Genomic DNA, 22,069 nt, shown 5'->3' on the forward strand with positions numbered 1-22,069 from the left:
TCAACTATTCTTTAACCTAAACCAACCAAACCATGACTAAAAACTTACCTTGATGATTCCGGCAGGTTAATCAGAAAAACGCAGAAGTGTTGGCACACTCCTGCGCAATATACTGAGCTGACCCTTCATCCTTTTCAGGATGATAAATTAATTGCACAACCAATTCACGGATTAACCCAGAAACTCAAAAGTATGAAAATTAATGCTTTTAATATAGCTATGCCTTGTGCGTGGCCCCCATTAACGTTAAAAATAGTCAGGATCATGAAATTGACGACGATATTGATGTTGTTCTCCTTACTGCAGGTCGGTGCTAAGGGTTTTGGTCAGATTACGCTGAACCAAAAAAATGTTTCTCTTGAAAAAGCTTTGCGGAATATAGAAAAACAGACTGACTACGTTTTTTTTTACCCGGGAGATCTTTCCGACATTGAGGTCAATATCAAATTGCATGATGTTCCACTCGAAGCTGCATTGGATGCTTGTTTGAGAAATTTGCCCTTTTCCTATAAAGTGGTAAAAAAGACCGTGGTGATCAGCGCACTGGAAAGTCGTACCATGGTCGCACCTTACCAGCTTTCCGGTAAGGTTACTGATTCGCTGGGAATGCCTCTTCCCGGAGCGGTAGTCCGGGTAAAAGGAAAAGAAACCAGGACCACCAGCGATAGCCAGGGAAGATATTACCTTACAGTGGAGGGTACTGATGTGTTAGTCTTTTCTTATATCGGTTTCAAAACTCAGGAAATCAAAATTCACGACCGTCGTGTTATTAATATCAGCTTACTGGAAACGAAAACATCCCTGGGTGAGATTGTGGTTACCGGTATGATGGATCGTAAAAAAGACAGTTTTACCGGCGCTGCGGTAACCATTTCGGGCGATCAGTTAAAAGCCATTGGCAACCAGAATATCATCCAGAGTTTGAAAACGCTGGATCCTTCTATTATTGTTTTAGACAATAACCGGATGGGCTCAAATCCAAATACTTTACCTACTATAGAGCTTCGTGGAAAGAGCGGTCTTTCCCAGACAGAACTTAAAGATCAGTTTGGAGGAGATCCCAATCAGCCACTGTTCATCCTGGACGGTTTTGAGACTGACCTGAGAACTATTGTTGATCTTGATATGAATAGGGTAGCTTCAGCCACAATTTTAAAAGATGCGGCTTCAACGGCACTATATGGCGCAAGAGCTGCAAATGGTGTGGTCGTGATAAAAACTAAGGTGCCTTTACCTGGTACGATGCGTATAAGTTATACAGGCGATTATAGGGTTGAAATGTTGGATCTTAGTGATTACAACTTGATGAATGCTGCTGAGAAGCTAGAATTTGAAAGGCTTTCAGGACGTTTTACCTTCAATGGCAATAATAGTTATTTAACTCAGGCCACTTTAGATACCCTGTATTATGCCCGCCTGGCAAATGTGCGCAGAGGCGTGAATACCGACTGGCTTAGAGTACCTGGTCAAACCGGCTTCACAAATGGCCATTCTGTATATGCAGATGGGGGTGATGAGCAGGTCCGGTATAGTGTTGGTCTGAATTTCAGGAATGCCACAGGATTAATGAAGGGCTCCGGCAGGCAAACCTGGGGAGCGAACGTTGACCTGGTTTATAGAAAAAACAAGGTGAGCATAGCCAATAAGCTGTATGTAAATGGTTACCGTGCTGATGAATCACCTTATGGTTCGTTTTCAGATTTCTCCAGAGCCAATCCTTATAATACACCATATGATAAAGATGGGAAGGTGCTGATGTATCTGGAAACATTGCCGCGTACCAGCATCATTGCAGGTTTTGGAAATATTGGTAGCCCTTTATATAATGCGACTTTAGATAACCAGAACCGTACTACCAACCTGAACATTCAAAATAATCTTCAGGCAGTTTTTACTTTCAACAATTCATTTAAACTGGACGGTGGTTTACAATTGAACCGGGGCGGGCTTAAAAATATAACTTATACTCCGCCGGAGCATACCATGTTTCAAAATTCTACAATTTATGAACGCGGTTCTTATAAGCAAACCCGCGCGGATAATTTGAGTTATAATGCCAACCTGATGTTTACCTTTGCCAAGGCATTTACTGAAAAACAATTGTTTAATGCCAACCTCAGGGCTGATATTGAACAGAAGGAAGACGAAAGTATTGGTTTGGTGGCAACAGGCTTTCCGCTGGGTACCGCAGGCGATCCGTCTTTTGCTTTTAGTTATCAGCCCAATTCTAAGCCTCAGCGTGCCAGTAGGATATATCGTAGGAATAATGTGCTCGCCAGTATAAATTATACTTACGATCAGCGCTTTGTAATTGATGCTACATATAGACTTGATGGTTCCACCGCTTTTGGGTCACAAAAGCAGTATTCGCCTTTCTGGTCGGCAGGAGCTGCCTGGAATGTACACAACGAAAGTTTTCTACAAAACAGTAGTGTTGGCTTGCTACGTTTAAGGGGAAATGTGGGCACTACAGGAAACCAAGGGTTTGCGAGTATTTCATCCATCTCTACGTATGGTTATGCAACTAATACGAATATATTGGGCCAGGGTGTTTCTGTACTTTCTTTTGGGAACGAGAACCTGGAGTGGCAGAAGACTTTACAAACTAGTGTAGGGATAGATCTTTCCATGTTCAACAACCGCCTAAGCGCGACTTTGAATGCTTATGATAAATATTCAAATCCATTGGTTGTTTTTATCAACCCTCCCTCTTCAACTGGAATATCTGGTTATGCGACCAATGCAGGAAATTTAACTACAAAAGGATTGGAAGCAAACGTCCGTTTTTCACCATATTTCAGGCCAAATGGACTGACCTGGTCCATTGGTTTACTAGCCAGTATGGTGAGAAGTAAATATGGCAATTTCAATAATATCCTTAATTCTGTAAATAGTCAGCAGCTTGCCAACAACTCGTTAATCAGGTATACAGATGGTCACAGCCCCGACGATATATGGGCTGTAGAGTCAGCTGGGATCGACCCTGGAACCGGCCGGGAACTTTTTATCAATGCTCAGGGAGAATATACTTTTACATACAATGTAAATGACATTAAGGTGGTAGGTAATTCCCGTCCTGACATTGAGGGGGTGATCAGCAGTAATCTAAGTTATAAAGGGTTTCAGTTCGGGGTCAACCTGAGATATAGTTTTGGAGGCGATCTGTTTAATGAGGCTTTATACAATAAAGTTGAAAATATAGATATCAACAGTCTTTATTTAAATCAGGACAAAAGGGCTTTGTATAGCCGCTGGCAAGATGTAGGTGACAGGGCCCAGTTTAAAGGGATTTCCCTTACTGACCGCACGCCTATATCCTCAAGGTTTGTTCAAAGAAATAATTTCATCGTTGGAGAATCATTTAATGTGGGATACTGGATCAACGATACCCGGCTTATGAAAAAGCTAGGAATAAAGAGCGTTAGGTTTAATGTTTATATGAATGATATATTCCGCGTAGCAAGTGTGAAGGCCGAAAGGGGCATTGACTATCCTTTCGCCAATACCATCTCTTCCAGTCTTAATGTTTCCTTTTAATTATAAGAAGATGAAAAACTATATCATAAAAATTCTTACAGGTCTGGTTTGCATCGTAGGTGCAACAGGATGTAAAAAGTACCTGGACGTAAAACCAAACGACAAATTCCTGGAATCACAGGTTTTTAGTACCGAGAATGGAGTTAAAACAGCCCTGAATGGTGTCTATGTAAATATGGCGGGACCAAATCTCTACGGAGGAAATCTCACTATGAGTACACTTGATGTAATGGCGCAACGCTATAATTTGAGTGCATTTAATCATAACTGGGCTCAATATGCCGCCTACAATTACAATGATGCCAGGGTCGTTTTTACAATGGATAACATCTGGAGTACAAGCTATAAACAGATCCTGAACCTCAATATATTTATCAGTCAGCTAAACAACAGTCCGGGGGTTTTATCGGTTAGTAAAGCCAGTTTACTAAAAGGTGAAGCTTATGGTTTGAGAGCCATGTTGCACCTGGATCTACTGCGTTTATTTGGTCCTGTTTATTCGACGAGTCCAACAGCGCTATCAATCCCATATTATACGAAAGCCCAAACACAAAGTAGCGGTAGCTTACCTGCAAATGTGGTTATGGAAAAAATCCTTAGTGACCTGGACACAGCTGCAACCTTGTTGGCTAATGATCCGATCATTCTGGACGGCAAACAAACAGTATCAGCGCCAAACGATGCGGACGTTTTTTACAAATACAGGAATATGCATATGAATTATTATGCAGTCAGAGCACTACAGGCCAGGGCAAATCTATATGCGGGTAATAAACAAAAGGCACTTTCCTACGCAGCACAGGTGATCACCGAGGCCAGTAAGTGGTTCACCTGGACTAATGATGGGCAAGCGATTACGCCAGCTTACACCGATAGGAAATTTAGTTCTGAAGTTTTATTCGGATTACAAAATCTGGACATATATAAACAGTTTGATGTATTATTCAGGTATGATGTCGGTGCGGCTAATCTTTTGGCACCACATAAACAGCGTTTATCTGGAAATTATTCACCAAGTGACTTTCGGTATATTTCCTGGTTCAGGGTGCCGCCAAGCGGAACAAGTGATTTTAGCTTTTTTAAGTTTGAAAGTGTAATTGTCGATTCTGAAGATTTCAGACGGTTTTTTCAACCTCTGATCCGGATCTCAGAAATGTATTATATCGCTGCCGAAAGCCATACTGATCCTTCCGAATCATTTAAATACCTGAATACAGTGCTGAAAAAGCGTGGATTACAAGATCTTCCTTTAACAGCAAACCTCCAGAATGAAATTCAAAATGAGTATGTGAGAGAGTTCTTTGGAGAGGGCCAACTGTTTTATTATTACAAAAGAAGAGCGCTGACTGCTATTCCAAATGGTTCTGCGGCAAGTGGTAATTTAACGGTAAGCGCGCAGCAATACGTAGTGCCAATTCCTGAATCGGAAAGTGGCAGGTAATTAATTAAGCTGACAATGAGATTTAAAATTTCAATGATGAAAAAGATACAACTATGTGCATTGATGCTGGTAATGCTTGCGTCTTGCAAAAAGAAGGAGCTGCAATATTATAGTGGCCCCCAAAATATATACTTCTCTACGGGGATAGTTCCTATAACAGGTTGGGGAACGGATAGCCTTTCGGTATCCTTTACCTTAACAAATAATCTTCAGGATTCTTTAGTGAAAATCCCTGTTCGCGCTTCGGGTGATGTGTCCAATGTAGATCGCTCTTATACGGTTAAAGTTGCAGCCGAATCGACAGCAAAAGAAGGTGTCCATTATGACTTTTATCGGGAGGATTTTAAGATCCCTGCAGGTAAGCTTGTGGATTCTCTGCAGGTTGTAATGCACCGTACTCCAGACCTGAAAACAAAGGCTGTTTCACTGGTATTTCAATTGGCGCCCAATCAGAATTTTGTCACTGGTTTACAGGATCTGAAATTGAGTAATGGCAAGACGAGTAGTTTTAGCCAGTTCAGGTTGTTTTCAACTGATATTTTGCAGGAGCCGTTAAGCTGGTATCCGTTTTATCTTGGAACATTTTCGGCTAAGAAATTTTATCTCATGATTAAGGTGCTCCAGATTAATCCAATGGAATTTAGTGGGCCAGCTTTTTCTAATGTCGATTTTCAGGTCGTTCAAAACTACGGAATTGCTATGCAGCGGTATTTGAACGCTCAAAGATTAGCTGGCAATACGGTTTATGAAGCGAATGAAAAAGATGAAATGGTCATGGGCGTTGGTGCTCAAAAATAACAGTAGGTATTCATCTAAATATTAAAATAAGATGTTAAAAAGAATATGTTTTTCAATCATCGGCTTAACCCTGCTGATGATATCCTGCAAGAAGGATAGTTTGACTGGTGATATAAAAGATATTAATGAAGTGAAGATTGGTGGGATAGCAGCCAGTTATACAGTATCTCTTGGGCAGCCGTTAGTCATTACCCCTGAATTGAATTTTACTATGGATAACTCCGCAGATGCAGGACGCTATCAATATGAATGGTATTCAGCCGAAGGAGTGCGGATCGATATTGCTAATACCAGGAATCTCAATACAGAGATTAAGTTGACACCTGGTACCCATAATAATGTTTATTATAGGGTGACCGACACCCAGACTGGCGTAAAATGGGCCAAAATGTTTAGTATTTCGATCGTAACGCCTATCTATGAGGGGTGGTTGGTTTTGGGAGATGTTGACGGAACAGCACGTCTGGATATGGTTTCATTAAAAGATAAGGTGTATGCACCCGTATATGATGTGTTGGGATTAACGGGTTCAACTTTAAAATTGAAAGGTGCTGCCGTAGATGTCAGTTATTTCCCTTACAAATCTTCCAAACAAGGGATCTATGTTTCTGCAATGGGGACAGGTACCACCAAGATAGATCCTGAGTCCTTTGCTTGGGATCCTAAGATGTATATATCTTATGAAACCTTGATGCCTTCTGTGCCAGATAATTTTCTTGCGGATTTTGTACAACCAAAGGGGAGCAGAAGTAACAGTTATCTGTATAAAGATGGGAAGTTTTATTATTATAAAGACGATTCGGGATACCTTTACAGCGTGCCGATAAATGTGATGACCGGTTCTGTAACAGAATTCCGGGCGGCACCATTTGTAGCCAGCGTGATACAAGGAGATTTCTCTACTTATGGTCCAAGCATTTTGTATGATGCCACCAATAGGAAATTTGTAAATCATCAGCCTTCTACAGTAAGTTGCTCTGAAATGCCCTCTGGGACACTTTTTAATTTTACGACAGGTAAAGATCTGGTGCATATGGAAAGTACCACGTATAATGGCTCTTTTGCTAATGGGGATGTTTTTGCTGTACTTAAAGATCCGGGAGCTGCAAATTTCTACCTGGCCAGAATCAGCCTTGCTGCATTTGGGGTGAGTTTTCAGCAAAACTATTGGGATGTGATGGATGCCACGGATATCGGATTGGCTGAAAATTTTGCGGTAAGCCCTGATTTGGGTTATGTGTTTTATAGCGTAGGAGGTAAGTTATATGAGTATGATATGTTTCTGAAAAAGAGCAAACTGATGTTGGATAAAGGGTCGGAAAAAATCACCTTGCTGCGTTTTCATCCTTTCGTATACCCCTTTGGTGCAGCTACATCAAAGTATAGCAATAAGCTGATTGTTGGAAGTTACGATCCCGCTAAGCCCTCGGCTTCTAATGGTAAACTTGAATTGTTTACCGTACCGGCTGTTAATGAAGATCTGGTCTTACTGGAAAGCTATGCCGGCTTTGGAAAAATAAAAGACATCACTTATAGAGAGCGCTATCCGAAATAACAGTAAGCCCGAATTGCCTGAATGATTTTCAGGCAATTCTCTTCACTTAATCACACAAAATAAATTCAAATGACATCATTAAAATTAATGCTGGTATTATTACTGGCTGCAACAGGTGCGTCTGCACAAACGGTATCTATTAAGGGCACAGTAACCGGGGATACAAAAGGTAAAAACAAGGTTTACATCACAGATTTAAATGCTTACAAAGACAGCGCGACGATTCAAAACGGCAGGTTTGCGCTTGAAATAGCATTTAAAGGTCCCCAGGCACTTTTCATGCACATGGAATACGAACCCGGATATCGTCCTTTCCGGGTGGTGTTTGATAAGGCCGGAACAATCAATGCCCAAATGGACGTACAAAGTTATGTCGTCAAATTCTCAGGTCTGGAAACTCCTACTATTTTTAACGACTTCAACAACAAAGAAATTGCGATGCATAGACAGGTTAATGAAGAATTGAAAAAGAAGTTCGGATCTGCCTTTCTGGATCAGGGGACACCAAATTATAATGCGTTGATGTTGGAACGCGACCGCCTTTCAAAGGAGAAAATGCTGGACCTGCTCAGAGAACAGGTAAGTAAATTTCCTGGTTCATATGCGACAACATATGCGCTTGCCGACCTAACAGTTGCTTATCCTTTAGTGCTGAAAGAAGAGCTGTATAATAAACTATCGGCAGCGGGTAAGGCAACTGAAAAGGGGAAAGAGCTTAATGCAATGATACAGGGAACCAAAAATTCAGTATTGGGAAGTACAGTTGCTGATTTTACTTTATATGATATTGAGGGTAAGGCTATTTCTTTTAGCAAGTATAAAGGGCGTTACGTTTTAGTTGATTTTTGGGCAAGTTGGTGTAGCCCTTGCAGAGCATCTTTTCCGCGCCTGAAACACGTTTATGAAAAGCTTCATAAAAAAGGACTGGAGATCTTGAGCGTTTCTATCGATGCGGATAAAAAGAACTGGTTAAAGGCAGTGGGAGAGGATAATTTGCCTTGGACGCAGGTTCTGGATACCAAGCAAATTGCTAAAATCGGGTTCGCTGTATCAGCAATACCAAATATTTTTCTCATTTCTCCAGAAGGCAAGCTGCTCTTTAAAGAACTCGGTTCTGATCCGAATGGGGGAACTGAAATGGAGAAAAAGCTTGAGGAGATTTTTAAAGAAAAAATTTAAGCTGAAAAAATATGACAACAGGAGCCAGCGTGTTGAGATTAATTTATAGTGTCTAACCTACTTCATAACCTGAGCTTCTTAGGTCAATCGAATGGACACTTGCGGACAATATTGAGATCGACGCTTTAAAAGAACCTTTGGAATCAATTGATTTGGATGAGTTTACAAATACAATAAAAATTATGAAAAAGAGTATAATTTTGGCAGTCCTTTTTTTGGGAAGTATAGCGGAGGGACAGACGTCCAATCCTTTGGGCTTTAGTATTAAAGGGAAAGTTGATCAACCGGAAATATCCTCACAGGCAGTTCTCCAGTACTGGGACGGCAGTAAGTTAATTAGCGATACCACAATGCTCGTTAACGGCAGTTTTGCTTTTAAAGGTTCTTTAAGTCATCCGGTTAAAAGTACCTTGAGTATTATAAAAGCAGATCTTAGTCCTGCTTTCGCTATCGGAATTTCATTTGATGATGAAATTATTGGTCGGGATGGAATTTTTCTTTATCTGGATAAAGGAGATATAAGGATTAAGGGGCAAACCCTAAAAACGGCGATAATAAAAGGTTCTGCAGCACATGGGGAATATCAGGCATTGCAGACCTCCCTCAATCCTTTTTTTGAAAGAAAGAAGGAAATTATTGAGGGCAGGGCGAAACTTGGTGCTGGAGAGCAAAGTAAAAGTCAGGAGAATGATGTCATTTTTGCAAAGCTTTTGGCTGTATCCAAGGACATGGAGCCGATACAGAATGATTTTATTAAATCACATCTCAATTCTTATGTAAGCTGGGATTTGATTACAGCTAGAAACGAAATTTTTGATGCCGCTATGCAAAAGGAGCTACTGGATCTTTTTCCGGAGAATCTTAGGAATAGCCATGCAGGTAAGGCGGCTTTTGCAAAACAAGCATTGTTATCTAAAACGGCCATTGGCAGACTAGCTCCTTTATTTACGCAGAACGATCCAAAGGGCAAGCCTGTCTTGCTTGCTTCGCTGAAAGGAAAATATGTATTGATTGATTTCTGGGCTAGCTGGTGTGCACCGTGCCGGTTAGAAAATCCTAATTTGAAACGTGTGTATGATAAATTTAGGGACAATAATTTTGAAATAATTGCTGTTTCCCTGGACGAAAAAAAAGATTTGTGGTTAAAAGCAATAGCGGATGATGGTCTTCCATGGTTGCATGTGAGTGATTTGAAAGGCTGGAAGAATGAGGTTGGTATGCGCTATGCAGTTAGTTCGGTACCTCAAAATATACTTATAGATCCGGATGGTGTGATCATTTCCAAAAATCTGCGTGGAGTGGTATTAGAAAATAAGCTATCAGAAATTTTTAAAGAAAAATTAAAAAGTGAAAAAATCTAAGTCTCCGGGGATGAAAATCTACTCGCTTACCTTGTTAATTGGAATTCTGTTTACTCATTTGGCTGTGTTTAGTCAGCATGAGCGTAAACAGTTTGAAAAAGGAATCAATAAGGCAATTTCTAGGTCTTACGATGCCTGTGTAAAGATCTCGGAGTTTGATACGCTCAGACAAGCTAATATAGGCAGTCAATTTAGTGGGGTATCTGTAACTGCTGAGGGGCATATTCTCACGGTTGCACATGCCGCTTTTCCAGGTAGAATATATAAGCTGTATTTTCCAGATGGAAAAACGGTCCTTGCTACTGGACTAGGAAGAATAGGGTCTTTTGATGCTGCGGTGTTAAAAATAAAAGACAAAGGCAGGTGGCCTTATGCGCCACTTGGCTGGTCTGGCAAATTGAACAGTGGTGATCCCTGCATTGGAATTTCCTATCCGGTGATGTTAGACCAGCCTCTGCCAACTGTTAGATTTGGCTATATTTCTAAGCCTGTGTCCGATAAGGGATTTATTGAATCCAGCTGTAAAATGGAGCAGGGAGATTCTGGCGGTCCGTTATTTGATTTTCTGGGCCGGGTCATTGGACTAAGAAGTTACATATACGCGCCAGAAAAAAATAATTTTGATGTTCCTGTTGATACCTATAGAAAATATTGGACAAAATTAAACCTTCCGGTAGATTATACCGATTTAAAGCGCCTGACTGAAGATGTAATTGCTGTAGATACAGGGGCAGGATTAGTTCATGTAAAAAGTATTAGTGGGGAGGTGATAACGAAAAACTTAAAGGCTGTAACTACAGGCATTTGGATCAATAGTCTTATTAAAGGTAAAATGCAGCGTGTGTTGAGCACACCATTTTTATTAGACGTGGGAAAATTGGGAAAGGCCAATCGGTACACTTATCTGCTGAGCAAAAATTCGATGGTAGGGGATCATGTGAAGTTGGAACTTTCTTCAGGGCAAAATGATCTTGTTAAAATTTTAAATAGGGATGAAGAAAATGATCTGGTACTCATGCAGGTAGAAAGGAGATTGAAAAATGGAATTCAGCTTAACGAAAAACCTGATACTGTGGGCACAGGATCTGAAGATTTGGGTAAATTTTTGATTTCTGTGTTGCCTGGTCATGAGTATAGAATGAGCGTGCTGGGCAGTAGATATTTTTCTTTATCAAGGTTTTTTAGTGTTGGTTTTTTTGGTGCTGGTGCTATATTTTCTGATGGTAAGATTATGTTGAGGAATGTTGCAAAGGGAAGTCCAGCAGAAAAAGCTGGTCTTAAACAGTATGATCAGCTGACCGGAGTTAATCGTGTTGGTATCTATGTGCCTCAGGATTATGGTGCTGAGTTAAGCAAGCATTTTCCGGAGGAAAGGATAAGTATTCAGGGAGTCAGAGACAGTGTCAGATTTGATTTGCCAGTGTTCCTTGGATTTTTGCCCAACTGGAACAGTCATCCTGATAGTCAGTTTGATGGTGGTCGTAGCAGGAGGTTGGATGGTTTTAAGCAGGTTTTGGTTCATGATGCTATCATTAAACCTGAGGAATGCGGCGGGCCGGTTTACGATGCAGATGGTAATTTTTATGGAATTAATATCGCAAGGTTTAGCAGGACGGGGACTTTAATTATGCCATCCGCGTTGATTTATAACCTTATTAATAGCATGAAGGATTATTCTACGAAGCATAACCGGGTTTTAAAGACAAGAGAATTGGGCAAGTAGCAAACATAGCCAAGGGTCCTGTCTTTCTAAAATAATCCTGTTTTTTTTTAACATTTGTGACGAGGCAAATCTATGATGCGCTTAGAAGCTAAAGAATTGTAATGTTTTGAAAATTATAAAGCCTGGTCACGTTTGTGATCAGGCTCTGTATCATAAAAATAAACCCGAGTTTAGGCAACTAATTTTTCGCTGATCCATTGGTCAATATATTGTGCTACTTCCTCCCAGCCTTTCTGACCAGCGATGAAATGGCTTCGTCCTTGAAATTCTTTATAGTCAACTACACTGTTCGGATCTTTATAAGCTCCAGCAATTTTTTTGGTAAGTTTAGGATTGAAGATTGCATCCTGTTCTCCGGCTATAAAAAGTAATGGTTGGTGAGCTTTCTTAAAATCAACCTTAGCAAATGGTTTTAATAGCGTATCTCTGGCAATCTTTCTACTCTCTGGTACTGCTATGTCTTCGAAAGCCTGTTCACTTTCAGTTAGCGACATATTGTTAAAGAAGGCTTTTCGGTACCAGGCTTTGCTGCCCATGAAAGGCGAGTTTCCTTTAAAAAAATCGACTACCGGATAAACAACCTTAATGGTAGACCATGGGGCTAGTACATTTTTTGGAGGAGCTCCATCAATACTTACTCCAGCAACTGCTTTATCTAGTTCAATCAATTTCTGTACAACAAGCCCTGCTAACGAGTGGCCTACCACGATAGGTTTCTCAGGAAGTGTGTCGATGAGTTTAATGATATTATTTACGACATCTTCAAAGCTGGTTTGTGTGAGCTGAGGATGAGTTTGGTTTCTTAGAGCCTGAGGGTTTCCTTCATGTCCTGGATTGGCAGGAGTGTAAACTGTGTATCCTTTTTGCTCGAAAAAGGCTTTCCATGCAGCCCAGCTTGTATTGTTAACAAACAGACCGTGAATGAGGATAATTGTTTTTGACTGTATCATTTTTTTATTGGTTAAGGTTAACGATACAAAGTTGGGAAGTATGTGTCTAGAAATGTTTAACCTGGGTTAAAATCGTATTATCTATGTGATAGTCTTTTACGAATCCTGCTGAGTGACGGTCCCTGGATGCCGAGATACGAGGAAATATGGTAGAGTGGTACGGCGTTAAAGATGTCTGGATGATGTTTGATCAGGTTCAGGTAACGCTCTTCTGGTGTTAGAAAAAGGAAACTTTCGGTACGTTCTATAGCGATGTTGAACGCTTCCTGAGCCAGTAAACGGCCAAAACTTTCCCATTTATGAGATTGCTTGTAAAGTTTCAGCAGGTCTGCAATGTGTATATGAATAACTGTTGCTGTCGTTAAACAGGTCGTATGGTAATCGCAGGGAACTTGCTGGATAAAACTTTTGAAGGAAACTACAAACTGATTACCGGAGTATAAGAAAATGTTCTTTTCTTCTCCTGTTTTTGCGTCGATGATATAAGAACGAAATACACCCTGTACCACAAAACCCAAGTATTTGCAAATCGATTTTTGCTGATTGTAATAATCACCCTTTTTGTAGTCTATAGTTTTCCAGTAGGGTAGGGAGAGCTCAAAGTCCTGTTTACTCATGCCAGAAAATTGTTGAAAGGCATAGCCTAGTTTTTCAGTCAGGTCCATGTAATAAACTTAGCTATTTGGATTTGATATTACAACTGTTCTGGTATTTGAAACGCAGGCTATTCTACTCCGCTTTCTTTGATGGAAAAGGATAGATCGCTGCAATTCAGTTCTGCAAGGACACCGTAGGGTAAGGTCATCATCGGATCAGTATGGCCAAAATCCATTCGGCTTAAAATGGGCAAATCAGGACGCCCAAATTCCAGGGCGATGATATTGATAAGTTCATTTTCATAGGCTTCACATTCATCTATCGAGCGTTGTCCTCCTGGTCTGCCCAATATGATAGCGTTAATGCTTTGAAGGATGCCCTGAGTTCCTATGTTTCTAAGGAAGTATCTAAAAATATTCAGAGGTAATTCGCTTTCTGATATGTCCAGAAATATGATAGCGCTATTCCAGGATTCAGCATTTGGCCAAAGCTCGGTTCCAACAATAGTAATAAGGGTCTGAACACAGCCCCCTATAAGCCTTCCCTTAACAATTCCTTGCCCCTGAAGCAGTTTCCTATCCGGCGCTGATAATAAAGGTCTTTTTATTTTTTGATTTTCCGGTTCGAACCAATCCAGATGAGCAGCGGTCCATACAGGGGAACCGTGTACTTTGCCGACAGGGATAGTTGAAAAAATAGCTTTTCGAATTTGTTCAGCAGTGAACGATAAAATGCCTTGATTCTCGGCGAAGTTAGAGAGTATTGCTGGTCCATAAAAAGAAGTTAGACCCGCTTTAAGGCATATCATATGGGTTACTGTTGTATCAGAATAGCCGAGGAAAATTTTTGGATTTGACCTTATCACCTCAAAATCTATATAGGGTAAGATCCTTATGGAATCCTCTCCTCCAATGCAGGTGAAAATCGCTTTTATTTCTGGATCCGAAAAGGCGGCCATCAGATCGGCGGCGCGTTCTTTTGGATTATTTTTTACTGAAGTGATGTCTTTGAGGGTATGAGGCATTTCAATCAGTTTGATGCTAAATTCCTCTTCCAACTGCTTCTTTCCTATCTCATAACGATATGGGATTGTCCCGGCAAGTCCGGCAGAGAGACTTACCGCAGCTACTACGTCCCCGGTTTGAAGTGGTTTGGGTTTAATGAGGTTATTCATAAATAAGGAAAAAGAGTAAAACCATGGAAATATACAACTTGAGATTTAATGATTTTAAAAGTTCTTATCAAATATATTAGTCGTTAATCATTGTCGACATAGATTCATAACAAAAATGGATAACTGGCTAATATGAGTAGCTCACCATTTCCAGAATCTCTCGTTTGAGATTAAATCAAGTTAAGGAGGTTTTTGAAATAATGAAAACCAAGCTTATATTAGGAACAGGAAATATCATTGATTAAGTGATGGTTATATTTGCAAGTTCAAAGCATAGCTTTATATTAGCTTTAAAATTGGAATACCAATCAACCATGATTATAGGTCAAAAGAAGTTAAAAGCAGAGGTAGCTAAATCTGCTGCTGATAATGTGCTATTGTTAGAACTCCTTCATAGGTCTTATTACGATCGCCTACTGTATTATGCATGGACCATCATTCATGATAAAGAAACTTCCAGAGACATCGTTCAGGAAGCCTTCACAAGTTATTGGAATCAAAAGGAATATGTTTCCTCAAATCTGGTACAGGTTCGCAATTTTCTCTATGTAAATATTAAAAATGCGTGTTTGAAACACCTGCGACATGATAAAGTTGTAGATAAATATAGAAAACTCCAGGATCCTGACCCTGTTGAAGAGGCCTGCGTATTGAATAAAATGATTCAGGCCGAAGTGATTGGTGAAATTTATGCTGCTATAGCGTCTCTTCCCGAAGGATGTCGAAAGATTTCAAAAATGGGATACCTTGAAGGATTGAAAAATCAAGAAATTGCGGATCAGCTCGGCATTTCTATAAATACCGTTAAAACACAAAAAAAAAGAGCCTTGGAGTTGCTCAGGCTAAAACTAAACCCAGAAACTTTCCTTGCGCTGACCTTACTTTTGCAGCATTTCAAAAATAATTAAAAAAAAAGACAAAGTCTTTCACCCGAAATTCATCTGAAGGGATCATTATAGATATGCAAGAGAAATCTCCCTTATTGAATCGTGCTGAACAAATACTTCGCTACCTACGTAATGAATTAGATATTCAAGAGCGAACTGAGTTTTTATCCTGGTTAAATGAGCATCCTGAACAGCAGGAGTTTGTTAACGGCTTGCTGGAGGAAAATGGGATGGAAGCTGAACTCCTTTTTATGGCTGCGACAGATCGCAAGCAAGCCTGGGATGAGTTACAACAAAAAATAAAAATTTCAGCCAATAAAAGCACTGTATTCCAGTTATGGAAAAGAATAACGGCACTTGTGGCGGTACTTTTGGTCATTATTTCAGCTGGTCTTTATTTTTATAACAACTTTAATTCTAAACATAAAGTGACAATTCAGGATTTAGCGACGAACGACATTAAAGCAGGAGGAGATAAAGCTTATTTAACGCTGTCGGATGGAAAACGTATTGCCTTGACGGATGTTGAAAATGGAAAGATTGTTACAGAACAAGCAGGAGTAAGCATTACCAAAACTGCCGAAGGAGAATTATTGTACCAGCTCAAAGGTGTACCTCTTGTCGGGGAAGAAAATAAAGGGATAATCTTATACAATATCATCTCTACTCCCGCAGGTGGGCAATATCAGGTGGTTCTCCCGGATGGAACTCATGTCTGGTTGAACTCCGCCTCATCTTTGAAATACGCCACCTCACTGGCCAGTCTGAAAGAGCGGACCGTAGTGTTAACAGGTGAAGCTTATTTCGAAGTGTCCAGAGGGGAGAAGGGGCAACCCAAAAAACCTTTTATTGTGAAATCAAGAAACCAGGAAGTCGAGGTCCTTGGTACACATTTTAACATCAATAGCTACGAACAGGAAGAGCTAACTGCTACGACTTTGCTGGAAGGTCGTGTTAAAGTTAAACGTCAGGGTATCTTTGAAAGGACCATTTCTCCCGGAGAGCAGAGCCTGGTGGGTAAGCATATCGAAATTCAAAAAGTAGATACTAGCACGGCGGTGGCCTGGAAAAATGGATTGTTTAAGTTTGAGAATGCCAATATCTATACGGTGATGAACCAATTCTCCAGGTGGTACAACTTTGATGTAGTATATGAAGGAAAAGTGCCAACCAATAAATTTAACGGAGAAATTTACCGGAATCTAAACGCTTCAAAAGCGTTGCGGATTTTAAGCTATGCCAGGATAAAATTTCGGGTGGAAGTGAATAGTAAAGAACCCGACAGAAAGAGAATAGTGATCATTTCTAATTAGTACATGCGCCTTTGGGCAAAACCATTAAACGAGCAAATAATTTTTAACCAAATAAACTAAATGAACATGGAAAGAGATATACGATTGCGGAACTGAGCCTAGCAGGGGCCTCAAATGAAAAATCCAGACAATGATTAGAGCCATTGCCTGGATATAAGTTTGAGTTAATCCCTCTGATGATATCATCGGAAAAAAAGAATTCAACAATTTCTGTATTAACCCAAACCAACCAAATGTAAGAAACGGCATCGAGATTACATCTCTTCACTGTGATCAAAATTCTCTGCCATGCTTCTTATTTGGACAATTTTTAAGCAAAATGAAAATAAGTGCTTTTAACCCTGGTCTGTCCACTTTTTGGATAGGCCCTAAATTGCTATTGAAAATGAAACTGACCACTTTCATCCTCATGATAGCCCTGGTACAGGCAAGCGCCTCCGTCATTGCACAGAGAGTTACGCTGAAAGAAAATAATCAATCCCTCTCGGCAGTACTGAAAGAAATAAAAAGACAAACAGGCTACGTGTTTCTGAGTAACGACTTTGATCCCGCAAAAGAAACCCTTTCGGTAAAGGTGAATAATGTCTCTCTGGAAGAAGCATTGGATGCTTGTTTTAAGCGGTTGGCAATTAGTTATGCTTTAGTAGATAAAACGATTTTTCTCACTAAAAAGTCTGATTTTTCAGAGAAGCTCCAGCAAATTGTACTGAGAGGGATCGTCGTAGATGAAACCGGAAAAAGAATACCTGGTGTTGGTATAAAAGTTAAAGGCAGTCTGGTTTCGACTTCAACAGACGTTAATGGTAGCTTTAACATTACAGTTCCCGGACCAGGGGCAATATTGGTCGTTACCTATATCGGATATGAAACTCAGGAAGTGCCGGTAACCGGAGATAAAAATTTGAGTATTACACTTAAACCAAGTGACAATGCCCTGGAAGAAGTGGCTGTTGTGGGTTTTGGAACACAAAGAAAAGTTTCATTGATCGGTGCTCAGTCTACAATCAATGCTAAAGAACTTAAACAACCAGTAGCGAGTGTAACGCAATCGCTGGCCGGCCGTATTGCAGGCGTGGTTGGTGTACAACGAAGTGGCGAGCCAGGAAGAAGTACTGCTGACATCTGGATTCGTGGTATCTCCACTTTCGGTGGCAATAAAAGCGATCCTTTAGTTTTAGTAGATGGGGTAGAGCGTTCAATCGACAATATTGATCCTGAAGATATCGAGTCCTTCACGATATTAAAGGATGCATCCGGGACGGCTGTATATGGTGTGCGAGGGGCCAATGGTGTGGTTTTAGTGCAAACAAAAACGGGTAAAGTGGGTAAGAATTCTATTTTATTTGACTACAACGAAGGCATCAGTACATTTACTAAAAGACCAGAAATGGCTGAAGGACTGAGCTATATGAATATGGCTAATGAAGCGAGTGTTGGCCGGGGTGGAATTGTGCAGTATACGCAGGATTATATCGATAAAACGGCTTCAAAGGCTGATCCCTTACTTTATCCAAATGTCAATTGGATGGACGAGATCCTGAACAAATCCAGTAATAACAGACGTGCCAATCTAAACGCAAGTGGAGGTGTAGACAAGGCGCAATATTACGTGTCTTTAGCTTATTACAATGAGACAGGTTTTTTAAAGACCAACAGCCTGAAACAATACAATTCCTCATTGGATTATAAGAGATATAACTTTACCAGTAATTTAAATCTGAAATTAACCAGGACCACAAAACTCGATCTTGGTTTGCAAGGCTATGCTTCGACCGGAAACTATCCAGGCGAAAATACCCAGGATATTTTTGGAACAGCTATGGACATTACTCCTGTGATCTATCCGGTCATGTATCCTGGTGATTTTATTCCTGGAAAAGCTTCTAACGGCGGACAGAGAAATCCATATGCAGATTTAACCCGAAGAGGATACCGTACTGAATTTAAAAATCAGTTGTATACCAATATGAGGTTAACTCAGGATTTGAGTATGCTAACCCAGGGATTAACAGCAACAGGTATGTTTTCTTTCGACTCCTATAACCAAAATTTCATTAAAAGGTCAAAAAGAGAGAGCACTTACTTTCCTGAGAATCTACCAGGAACAAATTCTCCGTATAAAGCGGATGGTAGCTTAAACTTAAGAGAAACGTTTACCAGCGGAGGTAACTATTTAAGCTTCAATCCGGATCGTAATGGAAACAGAAAAACCTATACAGAAGCGGCTTTAAACTATGACCGTGCATTTGGAAAACATAGAGTAGGTGCCTTGTTATTGGGGTATGCCAGCGATGCGACGGAACCTTTTGCAGGAGATTTTACGGCTTCTATACCTAGGCGTATGTTGGGTTTAGCCGCCCGTGCGACCTATTCCTATGATGATCGCTATTTTGCGGAATTCAATTTTGGATACAACGGCTCAGAGCTTTTTGCACCACAGAAACGTTATGGCGCCTTTCCTGCTTTTGGAATCGGTTGGATTCCTTCAAATGAGAAATTCTGGGAGCCAATTAAAAGTACCATATCCTTTCTTAAATTCAGATACTCTGATGGGGTGACGGGAATCGGACAAATTAACGGAAGAAGATTTGCCTATTTAACACTGGTTTCTGAAAATGACAATGGTTATCAATTCGGAAAGAATTTTACCACTTACAAAGGAATCAATGTCACCGATTACGGAGTAGACATTACCTGGGCGGAATCAAGAAAACAAGATTTAGGAATGGAGATCCGTACCTTAAATGACAATCTGCATTTAATAGTAGATGTGTTTAAAGAACACCGTACGGGTATCTTCCTGCAAAGAGGATCTATTCCAGGGTTTATAGGTTTAACAAACTCTCCATGGGGAAATCTTGGTGTTGTAGATAATAGAGGGATTGATGCTACATTAGAATACAATCTAAAAATAGGGCAGGTAGACCTGGGCCTTAGAGGGACCATTACTTATAACCAGGACAAATTGTTACAAGATGACCGTCCGGTACAACCTTATCCATGGATGAACCGCATTGGTGATAATGTACTTTCCCGCTACGGTTACGTAGCTGAGAAGTTGTTTGACTCTAAGGAAGAAATAGACGCAAGCGCAGTACCCGGATCTAAGGCGAGCATCTTACCTGGGGATATTAAATACAAAGATCTTAACGGTGATGGTGTAATTAATGATTATGATAAAACAAGAATAGGAAGGGGAGACATTCCTAACCTGGTTTATGGTTTTGGATTTAACCTGTCTTATAAAGGCTTTGCAATAAGCACTTTATTCCAGGCGCTGCAAAATGCTGATGTTATGCTAGGCGGCAATGGGATCATTCCATTTAATGGAGGAGAGAGCAATGTGTTCAGTAATATTACCGACCGATGGACTCCCGAGAATCCTAGTCAACAGGTATTTTACCCTCGTTTGGCTTATGGTGAAGCCCAAAATGTAAACAACTCATTGGAAAGTTCATGGTGGATAAAAGAAGTTAATTTTTTGAGATTAAAAAGTGCTCAGATTAGCTATAACCTCCCTAAAAGCTTCACCTCAAGATTTAAATTGGGTAACGTGGCAGTATATGCAATCGGTACAAACCTGCTGACATTCAGCAAATTTAAACTATGGGATCCTGAGCTGAATACCAATCCAGTAGATAGAAGTAGGGCGAACGGAACAAAGTATCCGATGACTGCAAATGTGTCCCTTGGATTAAATGTTAAATTTTAACTCGTTTGATAAATAGAATTATGAAAAAGTTTATCTATATCTCATTAATATCATGTTTAACGCTTGCGTCATCATGCAAAAAATATCTGGATCAGGTTCCTAATGACAGACTAACGCTGGAAGAAACTTTTGCCAATAGGGCAAGCGCGGAAAAATTTCTGGCTAATGTTTACAATAACATTCCTGATGAATTTGGACAAAGAAATCCCGGTGGTAACAAGAATGCCGGCCTTTGGACAGGGGGCTCGGATGAAGCCGATTTTGTATGGGGTTTTGTGCAATCCAACTCTATGAACATTGGTAGTTGGGATGCCAATACCGGTTTTGTTGGAGATTTCTGGAATAACTATTATCGTGGAATCCGTTCTGCGAGTTTTTTTATGGCTAATGTCGATAAGGTTTCCAATGACATGAGCCCTGAATTGAAAGTACAATACAAAGCAGAGGCCAGAGCGCTGAGGGCTATGTATTACTTTTATATTATGCGTCTTTTTGGGCCTGTTATCTTGCTTGGAGAAACAGTAACTCCTCCCGATGCTCCCGCGGAAGAAATCCAGCTGCCAAGAAATTCCTTTGATGAATGCGTTACCTACGTAACGACTGAATTGGACAAAGCAGCTGCAGATTTGCCTTTAGTTGCCGTTAATGATGACAGCTATGGGCGCATTACAAAAGGTATTGCTCTTGCCTTTAAAGCGCAAACTTTACTATTGGCCGCAAGTCCATTGTATAACGGTAACAGTGATCTGTCGAATTTAAAAAATACAGATGGTAAACAACTAGTTAGCCAATCTGTTGATGTAAATAAGTGGAAAAAAGCGGCCGATGTTTACAAAGCTTTCATCACTCAGTTTGTACCGGGAACCTATAGTTTGTTTCGAAAAAATGATGCTGCTGGTAATTATGATCCATACTTGTCGTGTCGCGATCTATTCTTAAATGACTGGAATTCTGAAGTTATTTTTGCTCGTGTACAAAGTTCAATAGGGTCGAGACAATATGAGTTAACACCCTACCATAACGGTAAAAACTCTGATTCGAGGGGTTCTGGTGGACTTGGGGCCACTCAAAATCAGGTGGATGCTTTCTTTACAGCAAATGGGAGAAGTATCGATGATTCACAATCCGGATATGTCAATTCGGGGTTTGCAACTGTAGCCACTAAGTATACTAAAGTAGGAATCTACAACCAGTGGGTAAACAGAGAACCACGTTTTTACGTGAACATTACTTACAATGGTAGTACTTGGTTAAATACGGCAAATGGGGATATTACAACGGAGCTTTACAATAACGGAAATTCAGGAAAAGCAACAGGTGGGGGCGATTACACAACTACTGGTTATATTGTTCGCAAGGCTATGGGGCTTGGCAAATGGGCGATAGATAATCGGACAAATATTTTGTATAGACTCGCCAATGTCTATTTAGACTATGCAGAAGCTTTAAATGAAGCCGAACCAGGTAATACGGATATCCTGAAATACTTAAACCTGATTAGGGAACGTGCGGGCATTCCTCAATATGATGGAACTGGAAATCTGCCAGTTCCTGCAGGTCAGGCTGAGATGCGTGAAGCTATTAGGAAAGAACGTAGAGTTGAGCTTGCATTTGAAAATGTAAGGTATTTTGACACCAGACGTTGGAAAATTGCGGAAGTAACGGATAATGGACCCATCTATGGTTTAAATATTACTTCTAATCTTCCTGGGTTCTTAAATGTGGTGCCATTTGAAAACCGGGTGTTTACCAAGAAACATTATTTATGGCCAATACCTTCCAAAGATGTCAATGTCGATAAACTATTAATACAGAATCCTGGTTGGTAAGTTCTTTTTACGT

14 protein-coding genes are annotated in these 22,069 nt (G+C 40.3%); 11 read left to right on the forward strand and 3 right to left on the reverse strand.

Annotation, left to right across the window (positions count from 1 at the left end; genetic code table 11):
• Positions 1 to 264 precede the first annotated feature (264 nt).
• The 7 genes from BLQ87_RS02405 (at position 265) to BLQ87_RS02440 (ending at position 11,594) form a co-directional block, all read left to right on the forward strand.
• Positions 265 to 3,537, forward strand: a complete 3,273-nt coding sequence (locus tag BLQ87_RS02405) for a SusC/RagA family TonB-linked outer membrane protein (RefSeq protein ID WP_074604526.1) — start codon at positions 265 to 267, stop codon at positions 3,535 to 3,537.
• A 10-nt stretch (positions 3,538 to 3,547) separates the two neighbouring features.
• A complete protein-coding gene (locus BLQ87_RS02410) occupies positions 3,548 to 4,978 on the forward strand; it encodes a RagB/SusD family nutrient uptake outer membrane protein (protein ID WP_172664798.1) in 1,431 nt (476 codons plus the stop codon).
• 15 nt (positions 4,979 to 4,993) lie between these two features.
• Positions 4,994 to 5,776 (forward strand): DUF4843 domain-containing protein, encoded by a 783-nt coding sequence (locus BLQ87_RS02415; RefSeq protein ID WP_083361645.1) that lies wholly within the window; start codon positions 4,994 to 4,996, stop codon positions 5,774 to 5,776.
• Positions 5,777 to 5,807: 31 nt separating this feature from the next.
• Positions 5,808 to 7,331, forward strand: coding sequence for a PKD-like family lipoprotein (locus BLQ87_RS02420; RefSeq protein WP_074604529.1), 1,524 nt, complete (start codon positions 5,808 to 5,810; stop codon positions 7,329 to 7,331).
• Positions 7,332 to 7,400: 69 nt separating this feature from the next.
• A complete protein-coding gene (locus BLQ87_RS33150) occupies positions 7,401 to 8,510 on the forward strand; it encodes a TlpA disulfide reductase family protein (RefSeq protein WP_083361646.1) in 1,110 nt (369 codons plus the stop codon).
• A gap of 137 nt (positions 8,511 to 8,647) precedes the next feature.
• The gene (locus tag BLQ87_RS02435) at positions 8,648 to 9,871 is read left to right on the forward strand and encodes a TlpA disulfide reductase family protein (protein ID WP_143010309.1); all 1,224 of its coding nucleotides are present in this window, start codon (positions 8,648 to 8,650) and stop codon (positions 9,869 to 9,871) included.
• A complete protein-coding gene (locus BLQ87_RS02440) occupies positions 9,858 to 11,594 on the forward strand; it encodes a trypsin-like peptidase domain-containing protein (protein WP_074604531.1) in 1,737 nt (578 codons plus the stop codon). Before BLQ87_RS02435 ends, BLQ87_RS02440 begins: the two co-directional genes overlap by 14 nt.
• 170 nt (positions 11,595 to 11,764) lie before the next feature.
• On the opposite strand, the gene BLQ87_RS02445 is transcribed toward BLQ87_RS02440, so the two are convergent.
• The 3 genes from BLQ87_RS02445 to BLQ87_RS02455 form a co-directional block, all read right to left on the reverse strand.
• Positions 11,765 to 12,544 (reverse strand): alpha/beta hydrolase, encoded by a 780-nt coding sequence (locus BLQ87_RS02445; RefSeq protein ID WP_074604532.1) that lies wholly within the window; start codon positions 12,542 to 12,544, stop codon positions 11,765 to 11,767.
• 77 nt (positions 12,545 to 12,621) lie between these two features.
• Positions 12,622 to 13,161 (reverse strand): Crp/Fnr family transcriptional regulator, encoded by a 540-nt coding sequence (locus BLQ87_RS02450; protein ID WP_245723779.1) that lies wholly within the window; start codon positions 13,159 to 13,161, stop codon positions 12,622 to 12,624.
• A 107-nt stretch (positions 13,162 to 13,268) separates the two neighbouring features.
• On the reverse strand, positions 13,269 to 14,315 hold the full coding sequence (locus BLQ87_RS02455) for a S66 family peptidase (protein ID WP_074604534.1): 1,047 nt from the start codon (positions 14,313 to 14,315) through the stop codon (positions 13,269 to 13,271).
• Between the two features lie 248 nt (positions 14,316 to 14,563).
• On the opposite strand from BLQ87_RS02455, the gene BLQ87_RS02460 reads away from it, so the two are divergent.
• From BLQ87_RS02460 to BLQ87_RS02475, 4 genes are all read left to right on the forward strand, one after another.
• On the forward strand, positions 14,564 to 15,223 hold the full coding sequence (locus tag BLQ87_RS02460) for an RNA polymerase sigma-70 factor (RefSeq protein WP_083361647.1): 660 nt from the start codon (positions 14,564 to 14,566) through the stop codon (positions 15,221 to 15,223).
• 53 nt (positions 15,224 to 15,276) lie between these two features.
• Positions 15,277 to 16,515, forward strand: a complete 1,239-nt coding sequence (locus BLQ87_RS02465) for a FecR family protein (protein ID WP_074604535.1) — start codon at positions 15,277 to 15,279, stop codon at positions 16,513 to 16,515.
• A gap of 385 nt (positions 16,516 to 16,900) precedes the next feature.
• Entirely contained in the window at positions 16,901 to 20,227 is a 3,327-nt protein-coding gene (locus BLQ87_RS02470) for a SusC/RagA family TonB-linked outer membrane protein (RefSeq protein ID WP_245723780.1), read from the forward strand.
• Between the two features lie 20 nt (positions 20,228 to 20,247).
• A complete protein-coding gene (locus BLQ87_RS02475) occupies positions 20,248 to 22,056 on the forward strand; it encodes a RagB/SusD family nutrient uptake outer membrane protein (protein ID WP_074604536.1) in 1,809 nt (602 codons plus the stop codon).
• Positions 22,057 to 22,069 lie beyond the last annotated feature (13 nt).

This window comes from Pedobacter steynii (genome assembly GCF_900103665.1).
GTDB classification, from domain to species: domain Bacteria; phylum Bacteroidota; class Bacteroidia; order Sphingobacteriales; family Sphingobacteriaceae; genus Pedobacter; species Pedobacter steynii.